Raw genomic sequence first — 26054 nt, 5'->3', positions numbered from 1 at the left:
GCGCTTGAACGCTGAAATCATGTCAATCACAGTCGAAGGACCGATCGAAGTACCGCCCGGACTCCGCAACGTCGTCGTCACCGAGACCCGGCTCGGCGATGTCCGTGGGGACGAAGGGTTCTATCACTACCGCCAGTACTCGGCGATCGAACTGTCCCGGGCCAAGACGGTCGAGGACGTCTGGTTCCTGATGTACGAGGGCCGGTTGCCGACCGCTGCCGAGCTCGCGACCTTCAGCAGCACCATCGCGCCACTGCGGGTGCTGCCGGCCGAAGTACAGGCTGCTCTGCCGGCGATCGCTGCTGCAGGCTCAGCCTTCAATCCACTCGCAGGGCTCCGTACTGCACTGTCCCTGCTCGCCGCCGCCCGCGAACTACCGCCGGTCTGGGATGCAGACCCGGTACGCCGCAAAGCCGACGCCATGCTCGTCTGTGCGGTCACCCCGACGATCCTCGCGGCGCTGTATCGCCTGCGCGAAGGACTGGAGCCGCTCGAGCCACGGGCCGACCTCTCCGCCGCGGCCAACTGGCTCTACCTGGTGACGGGCTCGGAACCGACGGAGGCCAAGGCACGGGCCATCGAGCACTACCTGATCTCCACCATCGACCACGGCTTCAACGCGTCGACCTTCACCGCCCGGGTGATCGCCTCAACCGGCGCCGACGTGGTGTCGGCCGTCGCAGGAGCCATCGGCGCCTTCTCCGGCCCACTGCACGGCGGCGCCCCGGATCGGGCGCTCGCCAGCCTCGACGAGATCGGTACGCCGGACCGCATCGACGCCTGGGTACGCGCGAAGGTGTCGGCGGGCGACCGCATCATGGGGTTCGGTCATGCCGTCTATCGCACTGAGGATCCGCGGTCGCTCATGCTCCGCGACATCGCTCGCGGCCTCGGCGGCGACCTGGTCGACTTCGCCACGACGGTCGAGCAGCGCATTGTCGAAGTACTGGCCGAACTTAAGCCCGGCCGCAACCTCTACGCCAACGTCGAGTTCTACGCGGGTGTGGTGATGTCCCTCTGCGACCTACCGCGAGCCATGTTCACCCCGACCTTCGCCACCAGCCGCGTCATCGGCTGGACCGCCAACATCCTCGAACAGGCCGAGGACTCCAAGATCATCCGCCCGGCAGCCCGCTACGTCGGCCCACCGCCACCCGCACTGATCGTCTGACGCTTCGGTGCACGTGGCTTGAAGCGCATGACGCCGTCGTCGAGGCGGGCGTAGCGAAGGGTGACCAGATCTCGGGGGTAGTTCTGGCGCAGGCGCCAGGGGCCGGTGGAGCCCTGGCGGGGAAGGATGTTGGCCGCTCGGCGGATGTAGCCGGAGGTCAGGTCGACCACAGGGCGCCGCGGAGCGTCGTACTCGGCTGGGTCGATCTCTGGGACGCAGATGGTGGTACCGGTCGCGTCCAGGTGGTTGAGGAGCCGGCAGACGTACTGCGAGGTCAGGTCGGAGCGCAGTGTCCAGGAGTTGTTGGTGTAGCCGATGCACCAGGCCAGGTTGGGGACACCGCTCAGCATCATGCCCTTGTAGACGAACGTGTCGTGCACGTCTACGCGGTTGCCGTCGACGGTCAGCTCGATCTTGCCCAGGGCCACCATCTGCAGGCCGGTGGCGGTCACCACGACGTCTGCAGGCAACTCGTCGCCATTGCGCAGCCGGATGCCGTCTGCGGTGAAGGTGTCGATCTCGTCCGTCACCACTGACGCAGTACCGTCGCGCAGGGCTTGGAAGAGGTCCGCGTCCGGTACCAGGCACAGGCGCTGGTCCCAGGGCTTGTACTGCGGGGTGAAGTGCGGGTCGGCCGGTATCGACTCGGGGAGCTGCTTGGCGACGGTGCTGTTCAGCAGCCAGGCCGCATGGGCGGGCCAGCGGCGAAAGGCGGCGTACACGAGACTGCTGAGAGTCACGTTCTTGCCGCGGATGACGTGGTGCGCCAGGTGCTCCGGCAGGACCGCACGGAGCCTGTCCGAGAACGCGTCGGCGGCAGGGCGTGAGGCGACGTAGCTGGGGGAGCGCTGCAGCATGGTCACGTGCGCAGCGGTGGGCGCCATGGCTGGTACCAGGGTGACGGCGGTTGCACCGCTACCGATCACCACTACGCGCTTGCCCGTGTAGTCGAGGTCCGCGGGCCAGTGCTGCGGGTGCACGACCTGTCCTTGGAAGTCCTTGATGCCAGGGAAGTCCACGACGTACCCGGTGTCGTAGTTGTAGTAGCCGCTGCAGACATAGAGGAACGAGCAGGTGTACGACTCCCTGGTCGTCTCCACCGTCCACAGCGCGTCCTCGGATGACCAGGACGCCCTGAGGACGTGCTGGCCGAAGCGGATGTGTTTGTCGATCCCGTACGTGGCTGCCGTCTCGTGCAGGTAGTCCAGGATCGACGGGCCGTCCGCGATCGCCTTCGCGGCCTTCCACGGGTGGAAGGGGAAGCCGAGCGTGAACATGTCGCTGTCGGAGCGGACGCCGGGGTAGCGGAAGAGGTCCCAGGTGCCGCCGAGATCGTCGCGGCCTTCGAGGATGGCGTACGAGTGGCTGGGAGCCTGGGTCTGCAGGCGGTAGGCGGCGCCGATTCCGGACAGGCCCGCGCCGACGATCAGTACGTCCAGGTGCACGATGAGTTCCTCCTGGGGTCCTGTTGAGTACATGGTCAACAGTAGGCGAAAAGTTCATCCTGGGTGTTGTCGATTCCTTCCGGGGTCGTTCGTCAGCAAGATGTCCAAGAGAAACCCCGAGACAAGGGAGCCAGAAATGGCGCAGTACATGTTCCTGCTGTTCGACACCGAAGAGTTCTACGACAACATCACGCATGAGGGCTGGCAGGCGACGATGAAGCTGCACAACGCCTTCGCCGAGGCGGTCGAGGCGGCGGGCGCGAGCATCTTCGGTGGCGCGGCACTGGAACGCTCGACCACGGCGAGCACGGTGAAGCAGCAGATCGGCGGCGAGCCGATCGTCACCGACGGCCCGTTCATCGAGACCAAGGAGGCCCTCGGCGGCTTCTACCTGGTCGAGTGCAAAGACCTCGACCAGGCCCTGGCCCTGGCCAAGATCTGCCCATCAGGCAACGTCGAGGTCCGCCCCGTCATGGACACGTCGCAAGACTCGACCCCACCGGTCTGACCACCACCGGGCCGCCGCCGCCGAACCCGCGGCGGCGCACCCGGCTGGCAAGGTGGTGACGGGACTCTGTGGGAGGAGGTGAGTGGGTGGAGGCTGGGGCGTCTACGGCGCGGGAGGTTGCTGGGCTGGTTGAGCGGGCGCATCGGGCGTGCTGGTCGACTGTGCTTGCTTCGACTGTGCGGTTGACGCGGGATCTGGACCTGGCGGAGGACTGTACGCAGGACGCGTTCGTGCAGGCGTTGCGGACCTGGCCGGATGGGGTGCCGGACAATCCGGCGGGATGGTTGACGACGGTCGCGCGGCGACTGGCGCTGGATCGGTTGCGGCGGGAGACGACGCTGCGGCGGAAGCTGCCGTTGCTGATCGAGGATCCGGTGGCGCCGGGGGACAGCGAGCGGCCGACTGATCCGTTGCGGCTGGTGTTCACCTGTTGCCACCCTGCGCTGGCACGGGATTCGCAGATCGCGCTGACCTTGCGGTTGATCTGCGGCCTCACCACGCGCGAGGTCGCCGCCGGTCTGCTGATCAGCGAGGCGACCGCCGCTGCCCGGATCACCCGCGCGAAGAAGAAGATCGCCGCCGCCGGTATCCCGTACCGCATCCCAGCCGACGACGAACTCGCCGATCGCCTGGACGTCGTACTGACGGTGGTCCAACTCGTCTACACAGCCGGCCACGTCGCCACCGGCCCAGAACTGACCCGCACCGACCTCACCGGCCGCGCCCTGGAGCTCGCTCACCTCCTCGTCCGCCTGATGCCCGACGAACCAGAACCAGAATCCCTCCTAGCCCTGCTCCAGATGACCCAAGCCCGAGGCGACGCCCGAGTCAGCGAAGATGGCGAACTAGTCCTGCTCGCCGACCAAGACCGCCGCCGCTGGAACGTCAACCTCCTAGCCGAAGGCGTCTCCCGAGCCACCGCCTCCCTCCAACGAGCCACCGCCAGCCCGCGAGGCGTCGGGCGTTTTGCGTTACAGGCGGCGGTTGCCGGGCTACATGTGACTGCACCTTCGTGGGAGGAGACCGACTGGCATCAGGTGGTCCGAATGTATGACGCCATGCTGCTCAGCTGGCCCTCGCCCATCGTTGCGCTCAACCGCGCTGCCGCGCACAGCTTCGTTCCCGGCGCCGACCTGGACGCGATCCTTGACGAACTAGATGCCCTGAGCAACGATCCGGCGCTGAAGTCCTACCTGTACCTTCCCGCCACCCGAGCCGACATCCTGGCTCGCCTCCATCGGCCCACGGAAGCCGTCCAGGCGTACGACGAAGCCATCGCCCTCACCGCCAACGACACCGAACGCCGCTTCCTCACCGGCCGCCGAGCTGAGTGCGTGCTTGACTGACGGTATGGACTTCTCGCCGACGCCGGCCGAGCTGCGGCACTTCGAGGCGTACGCCGCCGCTCCCGCGAAGCTGCTGGGGCAAGGGATGGAAGGTGCGGTGTATGACCTCGGCGGAGGGCTGGCGGGCAAGGTCTGGTTCAACCGGACAGCCGGTGAAGTACTCCCGCTCCAAGCGTTTCTCGCCGAGCTCGCGCAGCAACACCTGCCGTTCGATACGCCGCACATCATTGCCGTGGACAACATCGGCGGCCGGGCGGTGAGCATCGAGAAGAGGCTGACGGGTGCGCCGCTCCGGCAGTTGCTCGAGAGTGGTGAGATGAGCCGGCAGCAAGGGCTCGACCTTTTCGTTGAGGTGGTCGCGGCGCTGGGGAGGACCACAGCTGGTCCGGCGACCCGGGCGCTTCCGTTGTTGGGTGGGACGGAGCCGGCGCGTGGTGACTGGGGTGTGGCTGTGGCGGAGTTGGTGCGTCGGCGGGCGGGCGACTCGAAGCAGTATCTTGCGGCTGACGTCGATGGGTTCGAGGAGCTGTTGGGGCAAGTGCTCGCGGGGCTGACGGCGGTACGGCTAGATCGGACGCAGATAGTCCATGGCGACATCTGCACTCCCAACATCCTGGTCGATGACGGCCAAGTGGCTCTGCTCGATTGGGGTTTCTTCACCACGGCAGGGGACAACACCTTCGATGCCGCGACTGCGGCCGGCTTCTACGACATGTATGGACCCGAAGCTCGGGCCATCGACGACCAGCTGTTCGACCGTTTCGAGGAGCTGGGGCATTCACGCAGCCGGATGCAGCTGTATCGCGCTGCCTACGCGATCTGCACGGCGACCATCTACAGTCCCACCGCCGACGACGGCCACTACACCTGGTGCGTCGAGAACCTCAGGCGGGAGGATCTTCGGGCAGCCCTGTGATCGGGTGGCCGTCGCGCAGGTTGTGGAGGATGTCCGGGGACGCCAGTACCAGCGGAAGCCGGCGGCTGTTGAGGGGTGAGACGAGGTCGGCAAGGTCAGCGGGGGAGTACCAGTCGACGCCGAGGATCTCGAAGCCGTCGGGGGTCAGGGATTCCAGGAGTGACGGGTCGTGGACGCCGCCGTCGTACAGGATCTCGATGGCGTCGCCCCAGCCCTGCCAGCGGGGGAGCCAGTCGATCGCGAGTACGCCGATCAGCGGGAGCTGGAAGCCGAGTTCCTCCTGCATCTCGCGCAGGGCACCGGTCGCCGGATCCTCGTCCGGCTCGACCACTCCGCCGGGGAGTTCGAGATCGCGCTTGTAGCTGACCTGGCAGAGCAGGACGCGCCCTCCGGTGTCGCGGACCACGACGTGGGCGATCACCCGCTTCTTCGGCAGTACGGAATCCATCAGCGCGGTCCAGCCGGGCAACGTGTCCGCCCGCGGATCATCCTGGCGGAGACCGTAGACGGCGACATCCCGTCGCTCGCCCTGCACCAGACCGCCACCGCGCAGCAATCCCTCGCGCCGGAAACCGGAGCGGATCGCGATCCGGGCCGAAGCGCGATTCTCGGGATCGACCTCGACCTGCAGCCGATCCAGCCCAAGCTCACCGAAGGCATAGCCAACCAGCAGCCGTACTGCGCGCTGCGCGACCTGCCGCCCCCGATAAGGCTTGTACGTCGTCCAGGTCACCCCACCGACACCAGGCGAAAGCCGCCGAACCTCCACCGTCCCGACCGGCCCCGACTCACCGGCAAGCTCGACGACAAAGTTCACCACCGCCCGGTCATCGGCGTACTGCGCTCGCCAGCTCTCGACCGCCTCGACCAGGCCGGAGCGCGACGGCGTCCCGGAGAACCAGCGGACCATCTCGTCGTCCGCCAGCCCATGGGCGACGTCGATGTCCTCGTCCCGCCACGGCCGCAGGGTCAATTCACCATCGGTCAGCGTCGGTTGAGCAGGCAAGCCAGTCACCCCGCGAACGCTACCTGCTGTCCGCGACCCGCCACCGAACACCCGGCACGGCGAGACGCCGGCACCGCGAAAGGCCTGCCCAGCAAGCCATTTTCTTCACACTTGGTGATCGACCGGGCACGGATTCCACATCAAGCGGGCCTTCAGGCCGATTCACAGGAAATTTTCAGGTGATGAGCTAACTTTTTCGCCCTCTTGTGCGTCTATACCTAAGAAGGCGGGTGAGGTCGCGTCGGGGCGGACGCAACCTCACCCGCTTTCTTTCAGGTCGAAGAGGCTCAGCCGTTGTGCCGCAGCCAGATCGTGCCGAGCGGCGGGACCGAGATCTCCGCGCTGGCCACCATCCCGTGCCAGCCCTCGCCGTCGGCCTCGAAGCCGCCGAAGTTGCCGACGCCCGAGCCGCCGTAGACCTCGGCGTCGGTGTTCACCAGCTCCTGCCAGTGGCCGGCGAACGGCAGGCCGATCCGGTACCCGTGGTGCGGTACCGCCGAGAAGTTGGCGACGCAGGCGAGCGTCGGCTGGCCTTCGTCGCCGTACCGGACGAAGGAGAAGACGTTGTTGCTCGCGTCGTTGGCGTCGATCCAGGAGAACCGCTCGGGCACGTGGTCGTTGCCCCAGAGCGCCTTGGTGTCCTTGTAGCTCCCGTTCAGGTCCTTGACCAGCTGCTGCAGACCGCGGTGATCCGCATGGTCCAGCAGCCACCAGTCGAGCTCGCCCTTCTCAGACCACTCCGACTCCTGGCCGAACTCGCACCCCATGAAGAGCAGCTGCTTGCCGGGGTGCGCCCACTGCATCGCCAAGAAGGCACGCACGTTGGCGAGCTGCTGCCAGCGGTCGCCGGGCATCTTGCGCAGCAGGGATCCCTTGCCGTGCACGACCTCGTCGTGGGAGATCGGCAGGACGAAGTTCTCGGAGTACGCGTACATCATCGAGAACGTCAGCTCGTGGTGGTGGTACTGGCGGTGGATCGGCTCGTGCTCGAGATAGCTGAGCGAGTCGTTCATCCAGCCCATGTTCCACTTGAATCCGAAGCCGAGGCCGCCGAGATGCGTGGCGCGGGTGACGCCCGGCCACGAGGTGGACTCCTCGGCGACGGTGATCACGCCGGGGACACGCTTGTACAGCGTTGCGTTCATCTCCTGCAGGAACGAGACCGCTTCGAGGTTCTCGCGGCCGCCGTACTGGTTCGGCACCCACTGACCCTCCTGGCGGGAGTAGTCCAGGTAGAGCATCGAGGCGACGGCGTCGACCCGCAGGCCGTCGATGTGGAACTCTTCGGCCCAGTAGACCGCGTTCGCGACCAGGAAGTTGCGCACCTGCGGCCGGCCGAAGTCGAAGACCAGCGTGCCCCAGTCGGGCTGCTCGCCGCGCCGCGGGTCCGGGTGCTCGTACAGCGGTGTGCCGTCGAACCGGGCCAGCGCCCAGGCGTCCTTCGGGAAGTGTGCCGGCACCCAGTCGACGATCACGCCGATGTTTGCCTGGTGCAACGAATCGACGAGGAAGCGGAAGTCGTCCGGGTCGCCGAAGCGGGAGGTCGGGGCGAAGTACGAGGTGACCTGGTACCCCCACGAGCCACCGAACGGGTGCTCCATCGGCGGCATCAGCTCGACATGGGTGAAGCCCATCTCGGTGACGTAGCCGACCAGTTCATCGGCGAGCTCCCGGTACGACTTGCCCTTGCGCCAGGAGCCGAGGTGCACCTCGTACACACTCATCGGCTCCGCGTACGCCTGGGAGGCGGCTCGATGGTCGAGCCAGGCGGCGTCGTTCCACTCGTACGTGGAGTCGTGCACGACCGACGCGTTGGCCGGCGGCACCTCGGCCAGGTTCGCCATCGGGTCGGCCTTCTGGCGCCATACGCCGTCGCGGCCGCAGATGTCGAACTTGTACCGCGTACCGGGGCCGATGCCGGGGACGAACAGTTCCCAGACGCCGGACGAGCCCATCGTGCGCATCGGGTGCGCGCGGCCGTCCCAGAAGTTGAAGTCGGCGGTCAGCCGGATGCCTTGGGCATTGGGCGCCCACACGGCGAACGAAGTACCGGTGACGATGCCGTTCGGGCCGTCGTAGCGGCGCACGTGGGCGCCGAGCACGGTCCACAGCTGCTCGTGCCGGCCCTCGCCGATCAGGTGCAGGTCCATCTCGCCGAGCGACGGCAGGTACCGGTACGGGTCATCGACCTCGAGCGCTGGGCCGTCGGTGTACGTCACCTCGAGCCGGTAGTCGGGCACCTTGTCGACGTCGAGCACGCCGACCCAGACACCCTCGAACTCGTGCTCCAGCTCGACACTCGCGTTGCCGAAGACAGCAGTCACACTCAGAGCGAACGGCCGCAGCACGCGCAGCGTCACCACTCCGTCGCCGAGATGCGGCCCGAGCACCTGGTGCGGATCGTGGTACGTCCCCGCGACCAGCCGCTCCAGCACCCCACGCTCGACCGGAACAGCCTTGTCCAAAAGGCTCCCCGGCACCGCGACGTCGGCCACAGGCTCCGAGTGGGCGCCCGTCTCGATCACCTCAGGATCGGGCTCGGTCATCGCCTCGGAGATCGGCGTCGTCACCTGGTCGCTCTTGCTCGAATCCATAAACCCCATCCTGCCCGATGAAACCGCGAACTACTGCACCCCGTACCCCTCTCACCACCACGTACACAACTGCTGTTCGGCGAGTGAGGTGGGTGCGGTGTGACTGGGTATTACTCGGCGCTCAGTTGGGCGGCGGCCGCCAGCGGGATCGGCAGCCAGGACGGCCGGTTGCGGGCTTCGTAGAGGGTTTCGTAGATGACCTTGTCGGCCAGGAACGCGCTCAGCAGCACGCTCTGGTCGCGCGGGTCGGTGCCGGAGATCTCCGCGTAGCCGTCGCAGAACGCGCGCCGGTTGCGGTTGGCCCACTCGGCCGCGCGGTAGGCGATCTGCTGGTCGCCCTGGTGGTCGGCGAGCAGCGATCGGGCCGCGTAGTCGAACGACCGGAGCATCCCGGCGATGTCCTTGATCGGGGTGTCCAGCGCGCGCCGCTCGACCAGCGACTTGGCCGGCTCACCCTCGAAGTCGATCAGCTTCCAGCCATCGATCGTCCGCAGCACCTGCCCCAGGTGGAAGTCACCATGGATCCGCTGCACGGTCACCGGTACGCCGTACGCCGCGAGCGAGTCGAACGCCCGCGTCAGCCCAGGCCCGAACTCGGCAAGCTCGGGCACCGCCTTGATGGCCTTCTCCAGCCGGCGGCGCATCGCATCGGCATGCTCGACCATCTGGGCGGGCTCCCAGATGTCCGTGCCGAGCGCCTTCGCCAGCTCGGCGTGCACCTGCGCGGTGGCCGCGCCGAGTCGCTGGGACTCACCCGCGAAGTCGCCACCAACCTCTTCGGCATGCAGGTCGGCTTCGGCGTACAGGTCCCGGACCGAGGTGGTCGCGTACGACCAGCCGTCGGTCGCGTTCTTCTGGAACGCCGTCATCATCGCCAGCTCGCCGGAGTCCGTGCCGCCGCCGGCGCGCGGCCAGGAGCCTCGCGCCGAGCCGAGCACCTCAGGCACCAGTTCCGAGCCGGCCTCGGTGAGCGCCGACTCGATCTCGACCCCGGGATTGCTCCCGGGCTCGAGCCGGCGGAACACCTTCAGCAGTGCGGTGTCGCCGAAGACCAGCGACGTGTTGCTCTGTTCGACCGTGAGGACGAGCGACTGCGCGTCCTCCGGTACGACGGTCGTCCGCTCCGGCGCATGCACCGGGTGGAACTCCAGACCGGCCAGCTGCCGCCCATGGGTGAGGGCGTCCAGCCAGTACGGCGTGGCTTCCTTGTCGTGCAGCGCGTCGTAGACCCAGACCCTCGTGTCACCGAGGTCCTGCTCCTCCCAGTCACCGATCAGGGCATGGCCGAGGTTGTCGACCGGTGCCTGGTGGTAGCTGAGCGGGAGCTGGTAGACCCGGATTGCGTTCTCCGCTCCGGGCGGACCGGCGCAGTAGACGAACCCGATCCGGACCGCGGGCCAGACGCCCTCGTCCGACAGCCACACCGAGGTGGCCATCGCATCGACGTGGACGTCGTGTCCCTTCTCGCCGAACCATCGCTGGTTGGCGCAGAAGGACTGGACCTGGTCCAGATGGGAAGTCACGAAGAGCTCTCCTCACGATCAGCAGCCTTGTTGACCGGCAGACGGAACCAGTAGAAACCGTGCGCGCCGAGCGTCAGCAGGTACGGCAGTTCGCCGATGGTCGGGAAGTGCACCCCGCCCAGCAGCTCGACCGGCTCCACTCCCTGCCACTGCCGCAGGTCCAGCTCGATCGGCTGCGGGAAGCGCGACAGGTTGTTCACGCAGAGCACCACATCGTCGCCGAACTCGCGGACGTAGGACAGCACGCTGGGGTTGGAACCGCCCAGGTCAGTGAAAGTACCCATGCCGAAACACGGGTGCTGCTTGCGGGTCTGGATCATCCGCCGGGTCCAGTGCAGCAGCGACGACGCGTTCTCCATCTCCGCCTCGACGTTCACCGCCTGGAAACCGTAGACCGGGTCCATGATCACCGGCAGGCTGAGCTTGCCCGGGGTGGCCGTCGAGAACGACGCGTTCCGGTCGGGCGACCACTGCATCGGAGTCCGGACGCCGTCGCGGTCACCGAGCCAGATGTTGTCGCCCATGCCGATCTCGTCGCCGTAGTACAGGATCGGCGAGCCGGGCAGCGACAGCAGCATCGCGGTGAACAGCTCCATCCGGTTCACGTCGTTGTCGAGCAACGGCGCGAGCCGGCGGCGGATACCGATGTTGGCCTTCATCCGCGGGTCCTGGGCGTACTCGCCCCACATGTAGTCGCGCTCTTCGTCGGTCACCATCTCGAGCGTCAGCTCGTCGTGGTTGCGCAGGAAGATGCCCCACTGACAGGTGTCGGGGATCTGCGGGGTCTGGGCCAGGATCTCCGAGATCGGGAACCGCGACTCGCGCCGGACCCCCATGAAGATCCGCGGCATCACCGGGAAGTGGAAGGCCATCTGGCACTCGTCGCCACCGGACTCGCGGTCGCCGAAGTACTCGACCACGTCACCAGGCCACTGGTTGGCTTCACAGAGCAGGACGCGGTCGGTGTAGTTCGCGTCCACCTCCTTGCGGACCCGGCGCAGGAAGTCGTGCGTCCTGGGCAGGTTCTCGCAGTTGGTGCCCTCTTCCTCGAACAGGTACGGCACCGCGTCCAGCCGGAAGCCGTCGACACCGAGGTCGAGCCAGAACTTCAGCGCCTCGATCATCGCGTCGCCGACGGCCGGGTTCTCGAAGTTCAGGTCGGGCTGGTTGGAGTAGAACCGGTGCCAGAAGTACTGCTGGCGGACCGGGTCCCAGGTCCAGTTGGAGGTCTCGGAGTCGACGAAGATGATCCGCGCGTCCGAGTAGGCCTCGTCGTTGTCGGACCAGACGTAGAAGTCGCCGTACGGGCCGTCCGGGTTGTTGCGGGACTCCTGGAACCAGGGGTGCTGGTCCGAGGTGTGGTTCATCACGAAGTCGACGATCACGCGCATGCCGCGCGCGTGTGCCGCTTCCATGAACGCGGCGAAGTCGGCGATCGTGCCGACCTCAGGCATCACGTTCGTGTAGTCGGAGATGTCGTAGCCGCCGTCACGCAGAGGTGAGGGGTAGAACGGCGGTAACCACAGACAATCCACGCCGAGCCACTCGAGGTAGTCGAGTTTCTCGGTCAGGCCTTGCAGGTCGCCGATGCCGTCGGCGTTCGAGTCCTTGAAGGACCGCACCAGCACTTCGTAGAAGACGGCCCGCTTGAACCACAGCGGATCACTCTTCGTCAGTCCGTGGTGCTGCTCCGGCAGCATGTCGGTCACGCTCACCTCCATCGGGTGTCATCCCCTCGGTCCAAACCTAGCGGTACTGCGGATCCGCGACGCCGGGTCGATCCGGCGACGCGCGGGTGGACACGTTTTTCGGCCTGCACTGTTTTCCCTTACCCCGCACGCGGGTTCTCAAAAGGGGACGGGCGGGCCGCCGAGGTGTCCGGTGATGTGCAACGACGGGACTCGGGACGGGCGGTCCGGGCCGACGTTCTGCTCAGTGTGACGGCCCTTTGCCAGTACAAGCAAATGGGGGCCGGATCGCGCTAATCCTCACCGAAACCGTGACCTGGAACGCGTTGCCTTCCACGGTTTCGGTCGTTAATTTGGCCTACCGCCGGAGGTCAGTCGTTCGGCCGGGCGGACTTGCGCGGCTTGCGGACGTACTTGATGAATCCGGCCCGTTCGGCGTCGGCCTCGGTCCGGAACCAGACCTCGGCCTTGGTGCGGCCGTAGTACGGGGAATCCGGGGTGTGGAAGAGCATCGACTGGGCGTTGCCCTTGATGGTGAACCCGTCCGGCGGACCCTGATGAGCCACCGCGTCGGCAGACCCTTCGCCGTACCGACCAACCGGAACGGCTTCGGCCTTCACCTGTACTCCGGCCTCCGGCTCGTCGTCATCCATCCGCATGGAGAACTGGAGCTGCTCCGGGGCAGGCAGCGGCTCGGGGTCGCCGCCGGACTCTTCCACCGGCGGTTCCTCGAAATGCTGCGGGGGAGCGGGTGCCGTTGCCACGCCTGCGGCGACGAGGGTCTTCTCCTCGACGGGCTGCTCCTGCTTGGCCGGTTCCTCGAGCGACGGGCGTTCGCGGCGGTTGAGCAGGAACCAGGTGATGATCGCGCCGATCAGGAACGCCAGTAAAAGCCACAACCAGTTGTGGCGGAACAGATAAGCCATCAGCGCGCACCCTTCAGGCCGGGCCGCAGGCGGTACAACAGCCAGGCGGCGGCACTGCCGAGGACGAACGCGGCGAGCAGCAGGAACCAGACCTGCGCGATCAGCCAACTCATGGAAAATCCCCTAGGGAGCGTTAGAGAACTCGGATCTCGACCCTGCGGTTGGCGATCCGGCCGGCGGACGTGGTGTTGGGTGCCACCGGACGGGTCTCCCCGTAGCCGCGGCTGGTGATCCGCTCGGCGGGTACGCCGAGCTTGACGAGCGCAGTCTTGATGGCGTCCGCGCGCTGCTGTGACAACGGCAGGCTGGTGGCCGGGTCGCCGAGGTTGTCGGTGTGACCGGCGACCTCGACGTCGAAGGTAGCGCAGCTCAGCAGCAGCTTCGCGGCCTTGGTCACCGACGCGCGGGAGGCGTCGTTCACCGAGTCGGTGCCGGACAGGAAGACGAGCTTGTTCTCCGCGGTGAACCGCGCGAGCCGGGCCTCGAAGGTCTGGCACGCCTCGCTCACCGGCGGCTTCGCGACGACCGGGATCTCGAGTTCGTTGGCGATCACAGCACCCGGTACGGCGGCCGCGGCCGCGCGTGCCGCTGTCGCCTTGGTGGCCTGGTCGGCGACCTTGCCGCTCAACGTCACCTTGTCGCCGTCGTACTTGATCGAGGCGGCACCGGTCGCGGTCGACAGCGCATGCAGCAGCGCCGACAACGCCGCCGGGTTCGGCAACGCGGTCTTGTCGTCGATGCTGATCTGGTCGGTGAAGTCGGTGCCCTCGGTCAGCAACGCCTGCACCTCGGCGACGAGTTTGTCCTTCGCCGCTTGGTCGCGGACCACTGCGTGGACGGTGATCGCCTCGTCGGTCCGGCTGAGCTCGAAGGGAGCAACTTCGGCTTCGGCGGGCGGTGTCGCGAGGGAGGACGGCGTACCGGCGGGCTCTTCGGCGGTACCGGTCGATGGCGCGCTGGTCGGGTTGGCCGCGAGTTCCTCGTTGCCGCCATCGGTGCGGGCGGTGCGTACGCCGTCGACGGCCGCAACCACCTTCTGCGCTTCAGTTGCGTCGGCACCGGCTGGTACGACGACTGTCGCGTCCCGCCCGGAGAAGTCGACCCGTACGCCGGTGATGCCCCGCGCGTCGAGTGCGGCCAGGGACCGTCGCTGCAGATCGTCCTCGGTCGGGCCGGTCTTGATCGCGATCACCACCGCGGCGAGCAGGACAGGAACGAGAACGGCCGCAAGCAGCCAAACAAATCCAGGCCGCCGCCGTGCAAGTCCGGGCACTGTTCCTCCGTCAAGAGCGGTCATAGGTGACCGTGCGCGAGGAGACTACTCCGTAGGGCTCCACGCGCGCATACCAGCCCGGAAAAGTTTTACCTGAACGGGCGGACACTTTTATTCAGGTTCTTCCTTTTCTTAACTGCGAGTACTCGATAGAGTGCGCTGAGTCCCTCTTCCGCCCCCCTTGGAGGAACCATGAGAGTCCGCCCGCTGCCCACTCTGCTCGCCGTCCTGGCTCTGCTGACCGCGGGAGTCGTACCGTCCGCGGTCGCCGCTACGCCCATGCAGGACGGCACCCGAGCGGTTGCCGCCGGCAAGAAGGTCGTCGGCTACTTCACCGAGTGGGGTGTCTACGACCGCAACTACCACGTGAAGAACATCAAGACGAGCGGGTCGGCCGCCAAGCTGACCAACATCGTTTATGCGTTCGGCAACACCACCAACGGGCGCTGCTCGATCGGTGACGCGTATGCCGCGAACGACAAGTTCTACGACGCGGCCAGTTCGGTGGACGGCGTCGCCGACACCTGGGACACCGGCGCGCTGCGCGGCAACTTCAACCAGTTGCGCAAGCTCAAGCGCGAGTTCCCGAACATCAAGGTGGTCTGGTCGTTCGGCGGCTGGACCTGGTCCGGCGGCTTCACCCAGGCGGCGCAGAACCCGACCGCGTTCGCGGACTCCTGCTACAGCCTGGTCAAGGACCCGCGCTGGGCCGATGTCTTCGACGGCATCGACATCGACTGGGAGTACCCGAACGCCTGCGGCCTGAGCTGCGACACGTCCGGCCCGAACGCGTTCAACAACATCATCACCGCGCTGCGCAACAAGTTCGGTTCGTCGGCGCTCGTCACGGCGGCGATCACGGCCGACGGCACCAACGGCGGCAAGATCGACGCGACCAACTACGCGACGGCGGCGCAGAAGCTCGACTGGATCATGCCGATGACGTACGACTACTTCGGCTCGTTCGCGGCGCAGGGCCCGACGGCTCCGCACTCACCGCTGACCTCGTACTCCGGGATCCCGACCGCCGGCTTCTACAGCGACGCCGCGATCCAGAAGCTGAAGACGAAGGGCATCCCGTCGTCGAAGATCCTGCTCGGCATCGGCTTCTACGGCCGTGGCTGGACCGGTGTCACCCAGGCGGCACCGGGTGGGCATGCGACCGGAGCCGCGCCCGGCAAGTACGAGGCCGGGATCGAGGACTACAAGCTGATCTCGACCCGTTGCCCGTCCACGGGGACGGTCGGCGGTACGGCGTACGCGTTCTGCGGCGGGCAGTGGTGGGGGTACGACACCCCGGCGACGATCCGCAGCAAGATGTCGTACGCGAATACCCAGGGACTGGGCGGCGCTTTCTTCTGGGAGCTGTCCGGTGATACCAGCAACGGTGCCTTGATCACCGCGGTCAAGACCGTCGGCTGACGATCTTGACCCTTCAGACCATCGCCTGATCCGGTGGGCGATCCCCGGTGTCCGGAGCTTCTGCACCGTCCTGCAGAGGCTCCGGACGCTTTGTATTGCTCGGTAATCCGGTTTCGGGGCGGCGACTGTGAGCGACGGCCGGAGGCCCGTTTTGTGGCGCTGCGTAGACCGTTCGCGGCTGTTTGTGGCCGGTGTCGGACAGGTCGCATTTGTGCCATCCGGGGACGCAGGGAATCCCTTGACTTAACCCTCGAGGTTCGCCGTACTTGTCCCTTGCACGACCCCCGGCAAGCGTTTGACAGGAGGGGCTCCATGGAGAGGCTGCCGGACTCGTCGTTGATCATCGGGGTGGCGACGTCCACCGCCGAGCGGGTCCACCTCGCCCGGCTGCTCGGGGGTGCCGACGCGTTGCTGCTGGTGTCGAGTGCCGAGCAGGCGCGGGCGTTCCTGGAGATGACCGCTACGGCGGACTCGGCGCCCGTAGTACTGACTCCTGCTGTCGTACCGGCGATGAGCATGCGAGGCGTGACTGCCCAGATCGAGGCAGCGCTGCCCATCTCGTCAGATCCGGTACCGACGCCGCTGACCGTCGCCGTCGCGCCGGCCGCCGCGGAGGAGAGCGCGCTCGAGCTCGACGTGGATCGCCGGGTGGTGCGGTACAAGGATCGGGAGGCGCGGCTGACCCGGTTGGAGCACGACTTCCTGCACTGCCTGGTCGAGGAACCGGGCAAGGTGTGGACGTACCAGCGGCTGCACCACGCGGTCTGGGGCAACGAGCACCTCGGCCACGGCTCGCACATCCACTCGGTCGTCAAACGCCTCCGCCAGAAGCTGGCCAGCCTCGGCGCGACCGTCACCATCCATGCTGTCCGCGGGGTCGGATTCCATCTCCTGACGGCGGTCTGAAAACACCTGTGTGACCAAACGCCCGGCCGCGCGTTAGACGTATATGGCGGAGCCAGTGGTGCCGGAGGTTGCTGGGGCAGTGTTCCCGATGTTCGATCTGCACGCCCTCGTGCGTGGGATCGCCGAGCGTCTCCAGGTCGACGAGGACACAGCGTTCTTGCTGATGGACCGCCAGAACAGCCACCTTGCGGAAGACCTCGAGCTCGAAACGGCTTGAGGCAGCAAAAGAACCGCCCCCACCCAGCTGAGCTGGATGGGGGCGGTTTTCTTTACCTGACTACTTTGTCGCCTTCAGAGCGAAGTCCTCGACGACCGTCTCTCCGTTGATCAGCTTGGTCGACCGAGTCTGCGGCTTGTAGCCGTCCTTGGCCGCGATCAGCGTCAGCGGGTTGTTGCGGCGGTCCAGCCAGTAGGCGTAGCCGCCGTCCTTGTCGGTGATGAAGGTGTACTCGGCGGTCCACGAGTCGACCTCGACCGTGGCGCCGGGCAGCGGGGCGGTGGTACCCGAGGTCGCGACCCCGGTGACCGTGCCGGCCAGCTTGCTCCACGTGGTCGGCGGCGTGACAGTGAGCTTCACGTCGACCGGGTCCACGCTGTAGGGCGTGTTCTCGCCGATGGTGACCGCGGCCGTGTAGGTGCCCGGCTGGTCGACAGCGGCGTTCAGCGCCACCTTGACGGTGACCTTCTCACCCGGGGCCAGGGTGGCCTCGGTCTTGTCCAGGCTCATCCACGGGACGTCGGCCGACGACTCGGAGCAGTCCTCGAGGCCCGGAAGGACCTCACCCTCCACAGTCGGGTTGAAGCCACCGGACGATCCACCGACCCGGTAGAAGCCACAAGCCGCACCACCGCGGTAGCGGGGCTGGTTGGCGTTCGGCAGTGCGGCCCAGGTACCGGCGGCCGGGTCGAATGCGAACCCTGCGTTGGTGACCGCGGCGCCCTGGACTCCACCGACGACGAGCAGCTTGCCACCGGCGACGGCGAAGGATGCCGCCCAGTGGTCGGCCGGTGCGTTGGCGATCGGGGTCCAGGAGTTCGCGCTCGGGTCGTAGACGTAGCTGGCCGCGGTGGCGGCAGATCCGTCGTTACCGCCGGAGCAGTAGACCTTGCCGTCGATGGCGCCGCAGGATGCGAACGCAACCGACTTCGGGTAGTTGGCCAGCGTGGCCCAGTTGTTCGACGCCGCGTCGTAGGCGACCACGGAGTTGGACATCGGGGTGCACGCCGCGCTGGTGCAACCACCGACGGCGTAGAGCTTGCCGTCGAGGACAGCCTGCCCGGCGGCCGCACGCGGAGCCGGGTTGGCGGCCGCTGCGGACCAGGCGTTGGCGGCCGGGTCGTACGTCCAGGTCGCTGCGTCCGGACCACTCTCGCCCCAGCCGGAGCTGACGACGAGCTTGCCGCCCACGGCGCCGACGGTGACGGCGTTACGGGCGCCCGGAAGCGGGGCGATCGCGGTCCAGGCCATGGTGGCCGGGTCGTAGACGTAGCTGCTGCCGGTCGCGGCGTTGCCGTCGCCACCCGCGATCGAGTAGATCTTCCCGTCCAGGTTGACCACCCGGTTGTCCATCACGACGGACGGCAGGTTGGCGATGTTCGTCCACGGGGCCGCGAGCGGACCCGGTGCGGCTGGCTTGACCGCCATCTTGCCGGACACCTTGCTGCCGAACGAGGTCGGAACCTGGAGCCGCTGCAGCGGGGCGCCGGTGCTGTTGAAGACCTGGGCCTTCGTCGTCTTGCTGCCGTTCGCGTTCTCCAGGGTGAAGCCGCCGTCACGCTCGCCGAACTTCAGGTCGACGTCCGCGGTGCCGGTGTTGGTGACCACGAACTGCTTGGTCACCTTGCCGCCCGGAAGCCTCAGGGTGGCGGCGAGTGCCGTCGGAGCGACCGAGACGCGGCCGGCCTTCAGGCTGAAGTCGGCCTGGGTGACCCAGTCCGCCTCGACATCGACGGTCGCCTGCGAGCTCGTGTAGTTGCCCGCCTTGGCGGTGTAGCCGTGCGGCCCGTCCTCCGCGGAGTACAGCCAGTAGAAGCCATCGGCCAGGCCGGTGTCCTCGGGGGTCGCCACGGTGGTCGCGGTCTCGCTGGGCTTGTCGTCACGGGTGACGACGGCGCCGTTCACGTAACCGCCGGTGTTGGCGTCCTTCACGTTGCCGACGACCAGACCGCCGCCGGTCGGCTCACAGGTGACAGCGCTGCCGATCAGCACGCTGTCGACCTCCCACCAGTACTCGTAGGAGGCGTCGTAGTAGTGGAAGCGGACCTGGACGGCGGACTTGCCGGCCGCCTGCGGAATCGCGATCTCCTTGACGCCGCGGGTGTCGGCGGTCTGGGTGAGCACGGTGGCCCAGGTTGTTCCGCCGTCGAGGGACAGGTCGACGTCGACCTTCTCGTCGGAGTAGATGTTCAGGTCCTGGTTGAACTTGATCTTCGGCGCCGCGACCGCGGTCAGATCGACGACCGGGCTGACCAGGGAGGTGTCCTGGCTCTGGCCCGAGCCGTACTTGTCGCTGTCGACGATCGCGAAACCGCCGGACCCGCCGGTCAGGTTGCCGCGGTTGCCGGCATCGGTGAACTTCCAGGTCTGGCCGTTGCCCTTGTTGTCGACCACGGTCCAGCCGGCCGGGGCGACCTGGCCGTCGAACGTCTCGTAGACGCCGTCGGAGCCGTTGCGGTAGCCGGGCGCGGTGAGGCAGGCGTCAGAACGGACCGGGACGGCCACGTTCTTGGTCAGGTTGCCCGCGCCGACGGTGATCGGCTGGCTGACCGTCTGGTAGCCCGGGAGCTGGGACTCGACCGTCAGCGTGTACGTCGCGCTGGCGGGCACCTTGAAGGAGTAACGGCCGTTGGTCGGGGTGGTGTAGTCGTACACGCCACCGGGACCCTGGACGCTGACCTTCGCGTACAGCGGCCAGCCGTGGCCGGAGCCGTCCGTGACGGTACCGCCGACGCTGACCGTCGGAGCCGCCGTCAGGGCGAAGTTCTTCGTGGTGGTGGTGTTGACCGTGATGGTCGCCGTGCCGGTCTGGCCGACGTAGCCGAAGGCGGCCACGGCGAGCGAGTAGTCGCCGGCGGGCAGAACGGCGGAGTAGCTGCCGTCGGGGCCCGAGGTGACGACCTTATCGGCGGTACCGGTCTGCTTGATGGTGACAGCCGCGCCGGCGATGGCGGCGCCACCGGTGGCGGTGACCTTGCCGGACAGAGTGCCGGTGTCGCCGACGGGTGCGGCGTTCAGCAGCGCGAGCGCGTCGACGCGGCCCTCACCGAACACGTTGTTGTTGGCGTCGGTACCGCCACACTGCGCGTTCGGGGAGTCGATCGCGGTGCCGTTGAGCAGCGCACGGGTGGCCGCGACGTCGCCCTTCAGGCTCGGTGCGCCCGACCACAGCAGTGCGACGACGCCCGCCATGTGCGGGGTGGCCATCGAGGTGCCGTTGAACGAGCCGTAGGTGTTGCCGGGCAGGCTCGACCGGACGTTGACGCCCGGGGCCGAGATGTTCGGCTTGATGGTGCCGTTCTGACCGGCACCACGGCCGGAGAACGAGGCGATGGTGTTGTTGATGTCGTAGGCGCCGACCGAGTAGTTGCTGGTCGAGCTGCCGGGGGAGCCGGAGGTGTTACAAGCGGAGCCGCTGTTGCCGTTGGCGAAGACGCCGAAGATGCCGGACGCGGTCCACGCGAGCGTGACGTCCTCCATGAACGGGTCGTTCGACGGCAGCGTGCTGCCCCACGAGTTGTTGATGACGTTCGGCCGCTTGCTCGCGTCCGGGTTCGCCCCGGCGAGGTTGGTCGGCTCGAGCATCCATTGGCCGGAGCTGATCAAGGCATCGTCGCTCGGGCAGCAGCCGTTGGCGGCGATCCACTTGACGCCCGGCGCGACGCCGATCTGGTTGCCGGCTCCGTCGTCGCCGGCCATCGTGCCCATCGTGTGGGTGCCGTGGCCGTTGTTGTCACACGGAGCGCCCGAGCAGCTGCCGGCCGCGTCGTACCAGTTGTAGTTGTGGTCGAAGGTGCCGTTGGCCAGCTTGCCGCGGTACTGGTTCACCAGCGCCGGGTGGTCGTACTGGACACCGGTGTCGATGCTGGCCACCGTGATGCCGGCGCCCTTGTCGCCGTACTGCGCCCAGACCTGGTCGGCCTTGACGTTCGCGATACCCCACTCGACCGCGTTGACCTCCATCTGCTGGGTGCCCTTGGTGACCGGCGGCACCTCGTACTTGACCGGGTTGTAGACACCCTCGACCTCGGAGTGCCCGGCGATGCTCTGCGCCATCGCGAGCGAGCCGCCCTTGACGACGATCGCGTTGGTCGCCCAGTAGGTCTTGTACGTCGCGTGCTGGGCGTCCAGCTCGGTCTTGACGCTCGCCTGGCTCTCGGCGGCGGTCTTGCGCAACGCCGCCGCGACGGCAGTACCGCGCTGGTTCCAGTTGGTGATCTTGCTGGCGGCGGACAGGTCGGCCTTGTCGCTGAACCGGACCCAGAAGTCGGTCGTCTCTTTGGCGTCCTTGCCTTCCAGCTTCGACAGCAGGTCAGGCTTGATCTTCGAGTCCGGCGCGGCAGTGGTACCGCTCGGCTTGGTAGGTGGTGCGGCCTGGGCCAGGCCGGAGGCGGCCAGCCCGGTGGTGACGACCGCCACCGCCGCAAAGGCGCTCACCAGCGATCTGGCGAGCCCCTTCTTCCGTTGATGTGACATCTCTGCAGCCCCTCACTTGTACGACCCCGAGTCGACTCCCCCGAGTCATGGTGCAGAGGTGCAGGGCTCCGCAGGCGCCGTGGTTGGTGAACCGGTTCTGCGAACACTCCGTGCCCCCCAGGTCGCCACGTGTTACGCGGCGAGCCTGCCGAGGACCCTATGTGTCATTCCAACGTCAGAACAAGCACACCTGGTGAGCAGAATGTGACAGACGGTCGGCTGCTTCGAAGCAAGTTTCGCCAATATTTGTCAATGCGTTGACGATTAGAGGCAGAGGTTGCCATCGTAATCGGATGGTCACCGCCCGTGTCCCCACCGCGAGCGACGGCGCCCCCGACTTGACCAGTTCCGCCACCGAGCCGTTTCCCCTGCTGATCGCAGTGGCGGCCTCATTGGAGGAACGAGTCCGGCTGGCGGAGCTCGTCGACGACGTCGCACCACTGCTGCTGGTCTCCAGCCTGGAGGAGCTGCGCAAGCTGATCACGCCCGCGCAGCCCTCGCCCCCGGTACCACCGGAGCACCCCGAACCGCCCGAACCCGAGTCCGTGGCCGAACCGCCTTCCCGCCAGGTGCCTGGTAGGCGGTCCGAGCGAGACGGCCCCGAGGCGGACGTACTGACGATCGACTCGGCCCGGTCGGTCGCGAAGTGGCGGGACCGGGAGGTGCCGCTGACCGATCTCGAGCACGACCTGCTCACCTGGCTGATGACCGAGCCGCTGCGGGTCTGGACGTACGAGGGCCTGCATCAGGCGGTGTGGCGCAACCGGCATCTGCGCGGTACTGCGGACGTGCACTCGCTGGTGAAGCGGGTCCGCCGAAAACTGGATGAGCTGGGCACCACGGTCACCATCGACGCGGTGCGGGGTACCGGCTTCCGGCTCACCGACCACCAGAACCCAGCGATTACCGGGTTGCGTGCCGGGTAGCCTCTGAGGTCGTGCGCTTCTCCAGCTTGAGTCACCTCGAATGTCCGAAGTGCGGCCTCACTCATGACGCCGATCAGGTGATCGGACTGTGTACCTGCGGATCGCCGCTGCTTGCCCGGTACGACCTCGACGAGGTGCGAGCCGGGCTCACCAAGGCCGAGGTCTCGTCGCGGCCGGCTGATCTTTGGCGGTACCACGAACTGCTGCCGGTCCGAGCCGTGGAGAACGTGGTCAGCCTGGGGGAGGGGATGACGCCGTTGCTCCCGTTGCCTGCTTATGGGCGAGAACTGGGCGTCGAGCGGCTGCTGATGAAGGACGAGGGGCTGATCCCGACCGGGACGTTCAAGGCGCGAGGCGCGGCCGTTGGGGTGTCGCGGGCGTTGGAGGTCGGTGTTCGGAAGATCGCTATGCCGACGAACGGGAACGCCGGGTCGGCGTGGGCGACGTATGCGGCTCGGGCCGGCATGGAGGCGCTCATCGCCATGCCTCTGGCGGCGCCGGAGATCTGCCGGCGGGAGGTGACGGTGGTCGGTGCTGAGCTGAAGCTGATCGATGGGTTGATCGGTGACGCGGGTGCCTGGATCCGCTCAGAGCTTGCTTCGCGTGATGGGTATCAGGATGTGTCGACGCTGAAGGAGCCCTACCGGATCGAGGGCAAGAAGACGATGGGGCTGGAGATCGCGGAGCAGTTGGGGTGGAAGCTGCCCGACGTGATTCTCTATCCGACCGGTGGGGGAGTGGGGCTGATCGGGATCTGGAAGGCGCTCGCCGAGTTGAGTGCTCTGGGGTGGGTCGAGGGGCCGATGCCGCGGCTGGTCGCAGTACAGGCGACTGGGTGCGCGCCGATCGTGCAGGCGTGGGAGAAGGGCCTGCCGTCGAGTGAGCCTTGGCCTGATGCTCATACGGTTGCTTTTGGCATCACGGTGCCCAAGGCGCTCGGCGATTTCCTTGTCCTGCAAGCGATTGCGGAGACAGACGGTTGTGCTGTCGCGGTCGAGGATGCCGACATCCTCGCCGCTCAGCGTCGGGTCGCGGTGCTGGAGGGCAGCTTCATCTGCCCCGAGGGCGCCGCCAACTTCGCCGCCGTCCAGCAACTGCGCTCAGCCGGCTGGATCAAGGCTGACGACCAGGTCGTTGCCCTCAACACCGGTACCGGCCTGAAGTACCCGGAAACCGTCCCGCTCTAGTCCTCGCTCCGCAACTGCTGCCACCGCGTCATCAGCACGAGCCCTGCGATCAGCCCGAGCGGAAACCAGAACCCGTTGTCCGGGCCGTGCCGGATCAGGTCGCCGCCGGGGACCATGAAGATCAGCGCCACCAGGACCGCCAGCGCGGCTGGGTAGGTGAGCCGCTGAGCGAGATCGCGCGGGCTGAACCACTGCCAGAGCACACCGGCGAGAACCCCCGCCGCCGCGAACAGGCCGGAGCTGAGTCGCTCCGACTGGCTGATCGTCGTTTCCGCACCGCCAGGAAAGAGACTCGTCAGGACCGCCGCGGTGATCGCCGGGATCAGCCAGCCTGCCTTGCGCCGCAGTTCGAGCGGGACTTTCTCCAGAACCGACATCATCGTCCCCACCTCAGTTGTGTGAGGACGATGATGTCAGGTGATCAGGCCTGGCCGCGGCGGACGGCGAGGATGTGGCAGGGGTCGCCGTTGGGGTCGAGCTTCACGTAGTTCTGTTGACCCCAGCGCCAGGTCGCGCCGGTGATCTCGTCGTACACGGTGAAGGTGTCCTCGGGGCGCATGCCGAGCGCGGCCATGTCGAGGTGGACGAGGGACTCGCGGACCGAGTGCGGGTCGGTGTTCACCACGACGATGACGGTGTCGCTGTGGCCGTCGGGGCCGGTGACGCGCTTGGAGAAGCACATGATCTGCTCGTCGTCGACGGTGTGCAGGCTGAGGTTGCGCAGCTGCTGCAGGGCCGGGTGGCGACGGCGTATGTTGTTGAGCAGAGTCAGGTACGGGGCGAGCGTGCGGTTCTCCTTCGCGGCCGCATCCCAGTCGCGCGGGCGGAGCTGGAACTTCTCGGTGTCCAGGTACTCCTCGGAGCCCGGCCGCAATGCGACGTGCTCATACAGTTCGAAGCCTGCGTACACGCCCCAGGCCGGCGACGAGGTGGCTGCGATCGCTGCACGGATCTTGAACGCGCCCGGGCCGCCGTACTGCAGGTAGGCCGTCAGGATGTCCGGGGTGTTGACGAAGAAGTTCGGCCGCAGGAAGTGGCCGGTCTCCTTGGTCAGCTCCTCCAGGTACTCCTCGAGCTCCCACTTCTCGTTGCGCCAGGTGAAGTACGTGTACGACTGGTGGAAGCCGACCTTGGCCAGCTCCTGCATCATCGGCCGCCGGGTGAACGCCTCGGACAGGAAGATCACGTCGGGGTCGGTCTTCCGGATCTCGCCGAGGATCCATTCCCAGAAGTTGACCGGCTTGGTGTGCGGGTTGTCGACCCGGAACACGGTCACACCGTGCGAGATCCACAGCTTCAGGATCCGCAGCACCTCGGCGTAGATGCCTTCGGGATCGTTGTCGAAGTTGATCGGGTAGATGTCCTGGTACTTCTTCGGCGGGTTCTCGGCGTACGCGATCGAGCCGTCCGCGCGGACACTGAACCACTTCGGGTGCTCGGTCACCCACGGGTGATCCGGCGAGGCCTGCAACGCGAAGTCGATCGCGACCTCGAGACCGAGCTCACGGGCCCGGCCGACGAATGCGTCGAAGTCGTCGAAGGTACCGAGCTCCGGGTGGATCGCGTCGTGCCCGCCCTCTGCACTGCCGATCGCCCAGGGGGAGCCGGGGTCGCCCGGCTTCGGGTCGAGGGTGTTGTTCGGGCCCTTGCGGTACGACTTGCCGATCGGGTGGACCGGCGGCACGTAGAGCACGTCGAAGCCCATCGCGGCGACGGCGTCGAGGCGCTGGGCGGCGGTCTTGAAGGTGCCCGACACCCACTCCTGCTTCTCCTCGTCGTAGTACGCGCCTTCGGAGCGCGGGAAGAACTCGTACCAGCTGCCGTACAAGGCGAGCTGGCGATCGACCCACACCGGGTACGTCTCGGAGGAGGTGATCAGCTCACGTACCGGATAGCGGCCGAGCGCCGAGCGGACCTGCGGCGAGATGCCCGCGGCCAGTCGGGCCTCGGCCGGCAACGCTGGGTTTGCCAACGCCTGGGCCGCATCGCTCAGGGTCGAACGATCCACCCGTACTGCGGGCGGTACGCCGGCAGCCGCACGATCGAAGAAGGCAGCCCCCTCGGCGAACATCAGGTCGACGTCGATACCGGCCGGGATCTTGATCTCGGCGTTGTGCCGCCAGGTGCCGTACGGATCGCTCCAGCCCTCGATCGCGAAGGTCCAGGCGCCCTGCTCCTGCAGGGTGACGTCGACCGTCCAGCGGTCCGAGCCCTGGCCGACGGGCGTCATCAGCATCCGTCTTGTCTGTCCCGACGGCGACGTCAGCACGACGTTCGCGTTCACCGCGTCGTGGCCTTCGCGGAACACGGTGGCCGCGATGGTGAAGGTCTCGCCCACCGACGACTTGGCCGGATACGCTCCGGCGTCGACGGTCGGGGTGACGTCGGTGATCGGGATGCGCCCAGTCATGGAGTTAACGAACCTTCGCTTTCCGCAGTAGCAGGAACAGGGAAGTACAACACTCACGCTATCGGTTCCCCGAGGTGTGACGCGCCATGCGGGCGTCACGGTTTGGATCAAACT

Annotated in this window: 19 protein-coding genes; 9 read left to right on the top strand and 10 right to left on the bottom strand. The window is 67.1% G+C overall.

Features of this window, described 5'->3' with window-relative positions; all coding sequences use genetic code 11:
* Positions 1–19: 19 nt before the first annotated feature.
* Positions 20–1171 (top strand): citrate/2-methylcitrate synthase, encoded by a 1152-nt coding sequence (locus tag OHA70_RS38805; protein ID WP_328326718.1) that lies wholly within the window; start codon positions 20–22, stop codon positions 1169–1171.
* Here the strand turns inward: OHA70_RS38805 and OHA70_RS38800 are convergent.
* Positions 1135–2649 carry a flavin-containing monooxygenase gene (locus OHA70_RS38800; protein ID WP_328326716.1) on the bottom strand — a complete coding sequence of 505 codons (1515 nt, stop codon included), beginning with the start codon at positions 2647–2649 and terminating at the stop codon, positions 1135–1137. The two genes, OHA70_RS38805 and OHA70_RS38800, sit on opposite strands and share 37 nt — an antisense overlap.
* 103 nt (positions 2650–2752) lie before the next feature.
* Between OHA70_RS38800 and OHA70_RS38795 the strand changes: the two genes are divergently transcribed.
* The 3 genes from OHA70_RS38795 (at position 2753) to OHA70_RS38785 (ending at position 5386) form a co-directional block, all read left to right on the top strand.
* Positions 2753–3124, top strand: a complete 372-nt coding sequence (locus OHA70_RS38795) for a YciI family protein (protein ID WP_328326714.1) — start codon at positions 2753–2755, stop codon at positions 3122–3124.
* A gap of 86 nt (positions 3125–3210) precedes the next feature.
* Entirely contained in the window at positions 3211–4470 is a 1260-nt protein-coding gene (locus tag OHA70_RS38790; RefSeq protein ID WP_328326712.1) for an RNA polymerase sigma factor, read from the top strand.
* A 4-nt stretch (positions 4471–4474) separates the two neighbouring features.
* The gene (locus OHA70_RS38785) at positions 4475–5386 is read left to right on the top strand and encodes a phosphotransferase family protein (RefSeq protein WP_328326710.1); all 912 of its coding nucleotides are present in this window, start codon (positions 4475–4477) and stop codon (positions 5384–5386) included.
* Here OHA70_RS38785 and OHA70_RS38780 read toward each other — a convergent pair.
* The 6 genes from OHA70_RS38780 to arfA all read right to left on the bottom strand — a co-directional run bounded on the left by OHA70_RS38780 (position 5355) and on the right by arfA (position 14396).
* Positions 5355–6401: an NUDIX hydrolase gene (locus tag OHA70_RS38780; protein ID WP_328326708.1), complete on the bottom strand. Its 1047-nt coding sequence runs from the start codon at positions 6399–6401 to the stop codon at positions 5355–5357. The genes OHA70_RS38785 and OHA70_RS38780 overlap by 32 nt on opposite strands.
* A gap of 278 nt (positions 6402–6679) precedes the next feature.
* Positions 6680–8986, bottom strand: a complete 2307-nt coding sequence (gene glgB / locus OHA70_RS38775; RefSeq protein WP_328326706.1) for a 1,4-alpha-glucan branching protein GlgB — start codon at positions 8984–8986, stop codon at positions 6680–6682.
* 110 nt (positions 8987–9096) lie between these two features.
* Positions 9097–10509 (bottom strand): maltokinase N-terminal cap-like domain-containing protein, encoded by a 1413-nt coding sequence (locus OHA70_RS38770; protein ID WP_328326704.1) that lies wholly within the window; start codon positions 10507–10509, stop codon positions 9097–9099.
* Complete coding sequence (treS, locus tag OHA70_RS38765; protein WP_442913860.1) at positions 10506–12230, bottom strand: maltose alpha-D-glucosyltransferase; 1725 nt, start codon at positions 12228–12230, stop codon at positions 10506–10508. The genes OHA70_RS38770 and treS overlap by 4 nt, the downstream gene beginning before the upstream one ends.
* Positions 12231–12568: 338 nt before the next feature.
* Complete coding sequence (locus OHA70_RS39835) at positions 12569–13123, bottom strand: sunset domain-containing protein (RefSeq protein WP_442913859.1); 555 nt, start codon at positions 13121–13123, stop codon at positions 12569–12571.
* 133 nt (positions 13124–13256) lie between these two features.
* Entirely contained in the window at positions 13257–14396 is a 1140-nt protein-coding gene (gene arfA / locus OHA70_RS38755) for a channel-forming protein ArfA/OmpATb (protein WP_328326702.1), read from the bottom strand.
* A gap of 192 nt (positions 14397–14588) precedes the next feature.
* Here arfA and OHA70_RS38750 point away from each other — a divergent pair, with 192 nt between their 5' ends.
* The 3 genes from OHA70_RS38750 (at position 14589) to OHA70_RS38740 (ending at position 16941) form a co-directional block, all read left to right on the top strand.
* Positions 14589–15818, top strand: a complete 1230-nt coding sequence (locus tag OHA70_RS38750; protein ID WP_328326700.1) for a glycoside hydrolase family 18 protein — start codon at positions 14589–14591, stop codon at positions 15816–15818.
* A 312-nt stretch (positions 15819–16130) separates the two neighbouring features.
* Positions 16131–16724 (top strand): winged helix-turn-helix domain-containing protein, encoded by a 594-nt coding sequence (locus tag OHA70_RS38745; protein ID WP_328326698.1) that lies wholly within the window; start codon positions 16131–16133, stop codon positions 16722–16724.
* Positions 16725–16812: 88 nt separating this feature from the next.
* Complete coding sequence (locus tag OHA70_RS38740; protein ID WP_328326696.1) at positions 16813–16941, top strand: hypothetical protein; 129 nt, start codon at positions 16813–16815, stop codon at positions 16939–16941.
* Between the two features lie 60 nt (positions 16942–17001).
* On the opposite strand, the gene OHA70_RS38735 is transcribed toward OHA70_RS38740, so the two are convergent.
* Positions 17002–21417, bottom strand: a complete 4416-nt coding sequence (locus OHA70_RS38735; RefSeq protein ID WP_328326694.1) for a S8 family serine peptidase — start codon at positions 21415–21417, stop codon at positions 17002–17004.
* A 293-nt stretch (positions 21418–21710) separates the two neighbouring features.
* On the opposite strand from OHA70_RS38735, the gene OHA70_RS38730 reads away from it, so the two are divergent.
* Together OHA70_RS38730 and OHA70_RS38725 are read left to right on the top strand one after the other, a co-directional pair.
* Complete coding sequence (locus tag OHA70_RS38730; protein WP_328326692.1) at positions 21711–22343, top strand: winged helix-turn-helix domain-containing protein; 633 nt, start codon at positions 21711–21713, stop codon at positions 22341–22343.
* Positions 22344–22354: 11 nt separating this feature from the next.
* Positions 22355–23530 carry a threonine synthase gene (locus OHA70_RS38725; RefSeq protein ID WP_328326690.1) on the top strand — a complete coding sequence of 392 codons (1176 nt, stop codon included), beginning with the start codon at positions 22355–22357 and terminating at the stop codon, positions 23528–23530.
* Here the strand turns inward: OHA70_RS38725 and OHA70_RS38720 are convergent.
* On the bottom strand, positions 23527–23910 hold the full coding sequence (locus OHA70_RS38720; RefSeq protein ID WP_328326688.1) for a hypothetical protein: 384 nt from the start codon (positions 23908–23910) through the stop codon (positions 23527–23529). The genes OHA70_RS38725 and OHA70_RS38720 overlap by 4 nt on opposite strands.
* Before the next feature lie 41 nt (positions 23911–23951).
* Positions 23952–25940 (bottom strand): alpha-1,4-glucan--maltose-1-phosphate maltosyltransferase, encoded by a 1989-nt coding sequence (locus tag OHA70_RS38715; RefSeq protein ID WP_328326686.1) that lies wholly within the window; start codon positions 25938–25940, stop codon positions 23952–23954.
* Positions 25941–26054: the final 114 nt, after the last annotated feature.

This window comes from Kribbella sp. NBC_00382, assembly GCF_036067295.1.
In the GTDB taxonomy this organism is placed as follows: domain Bacteria; phylum Actinomycetota; class Actinomycetes; order Propionibacteriales; family Kribbellaceae; genus Kribbella.
Note: the sequence above shows the minus strand (reverse complement) of the source record. Positions and strands in the feature narration are given on the sequence as shown.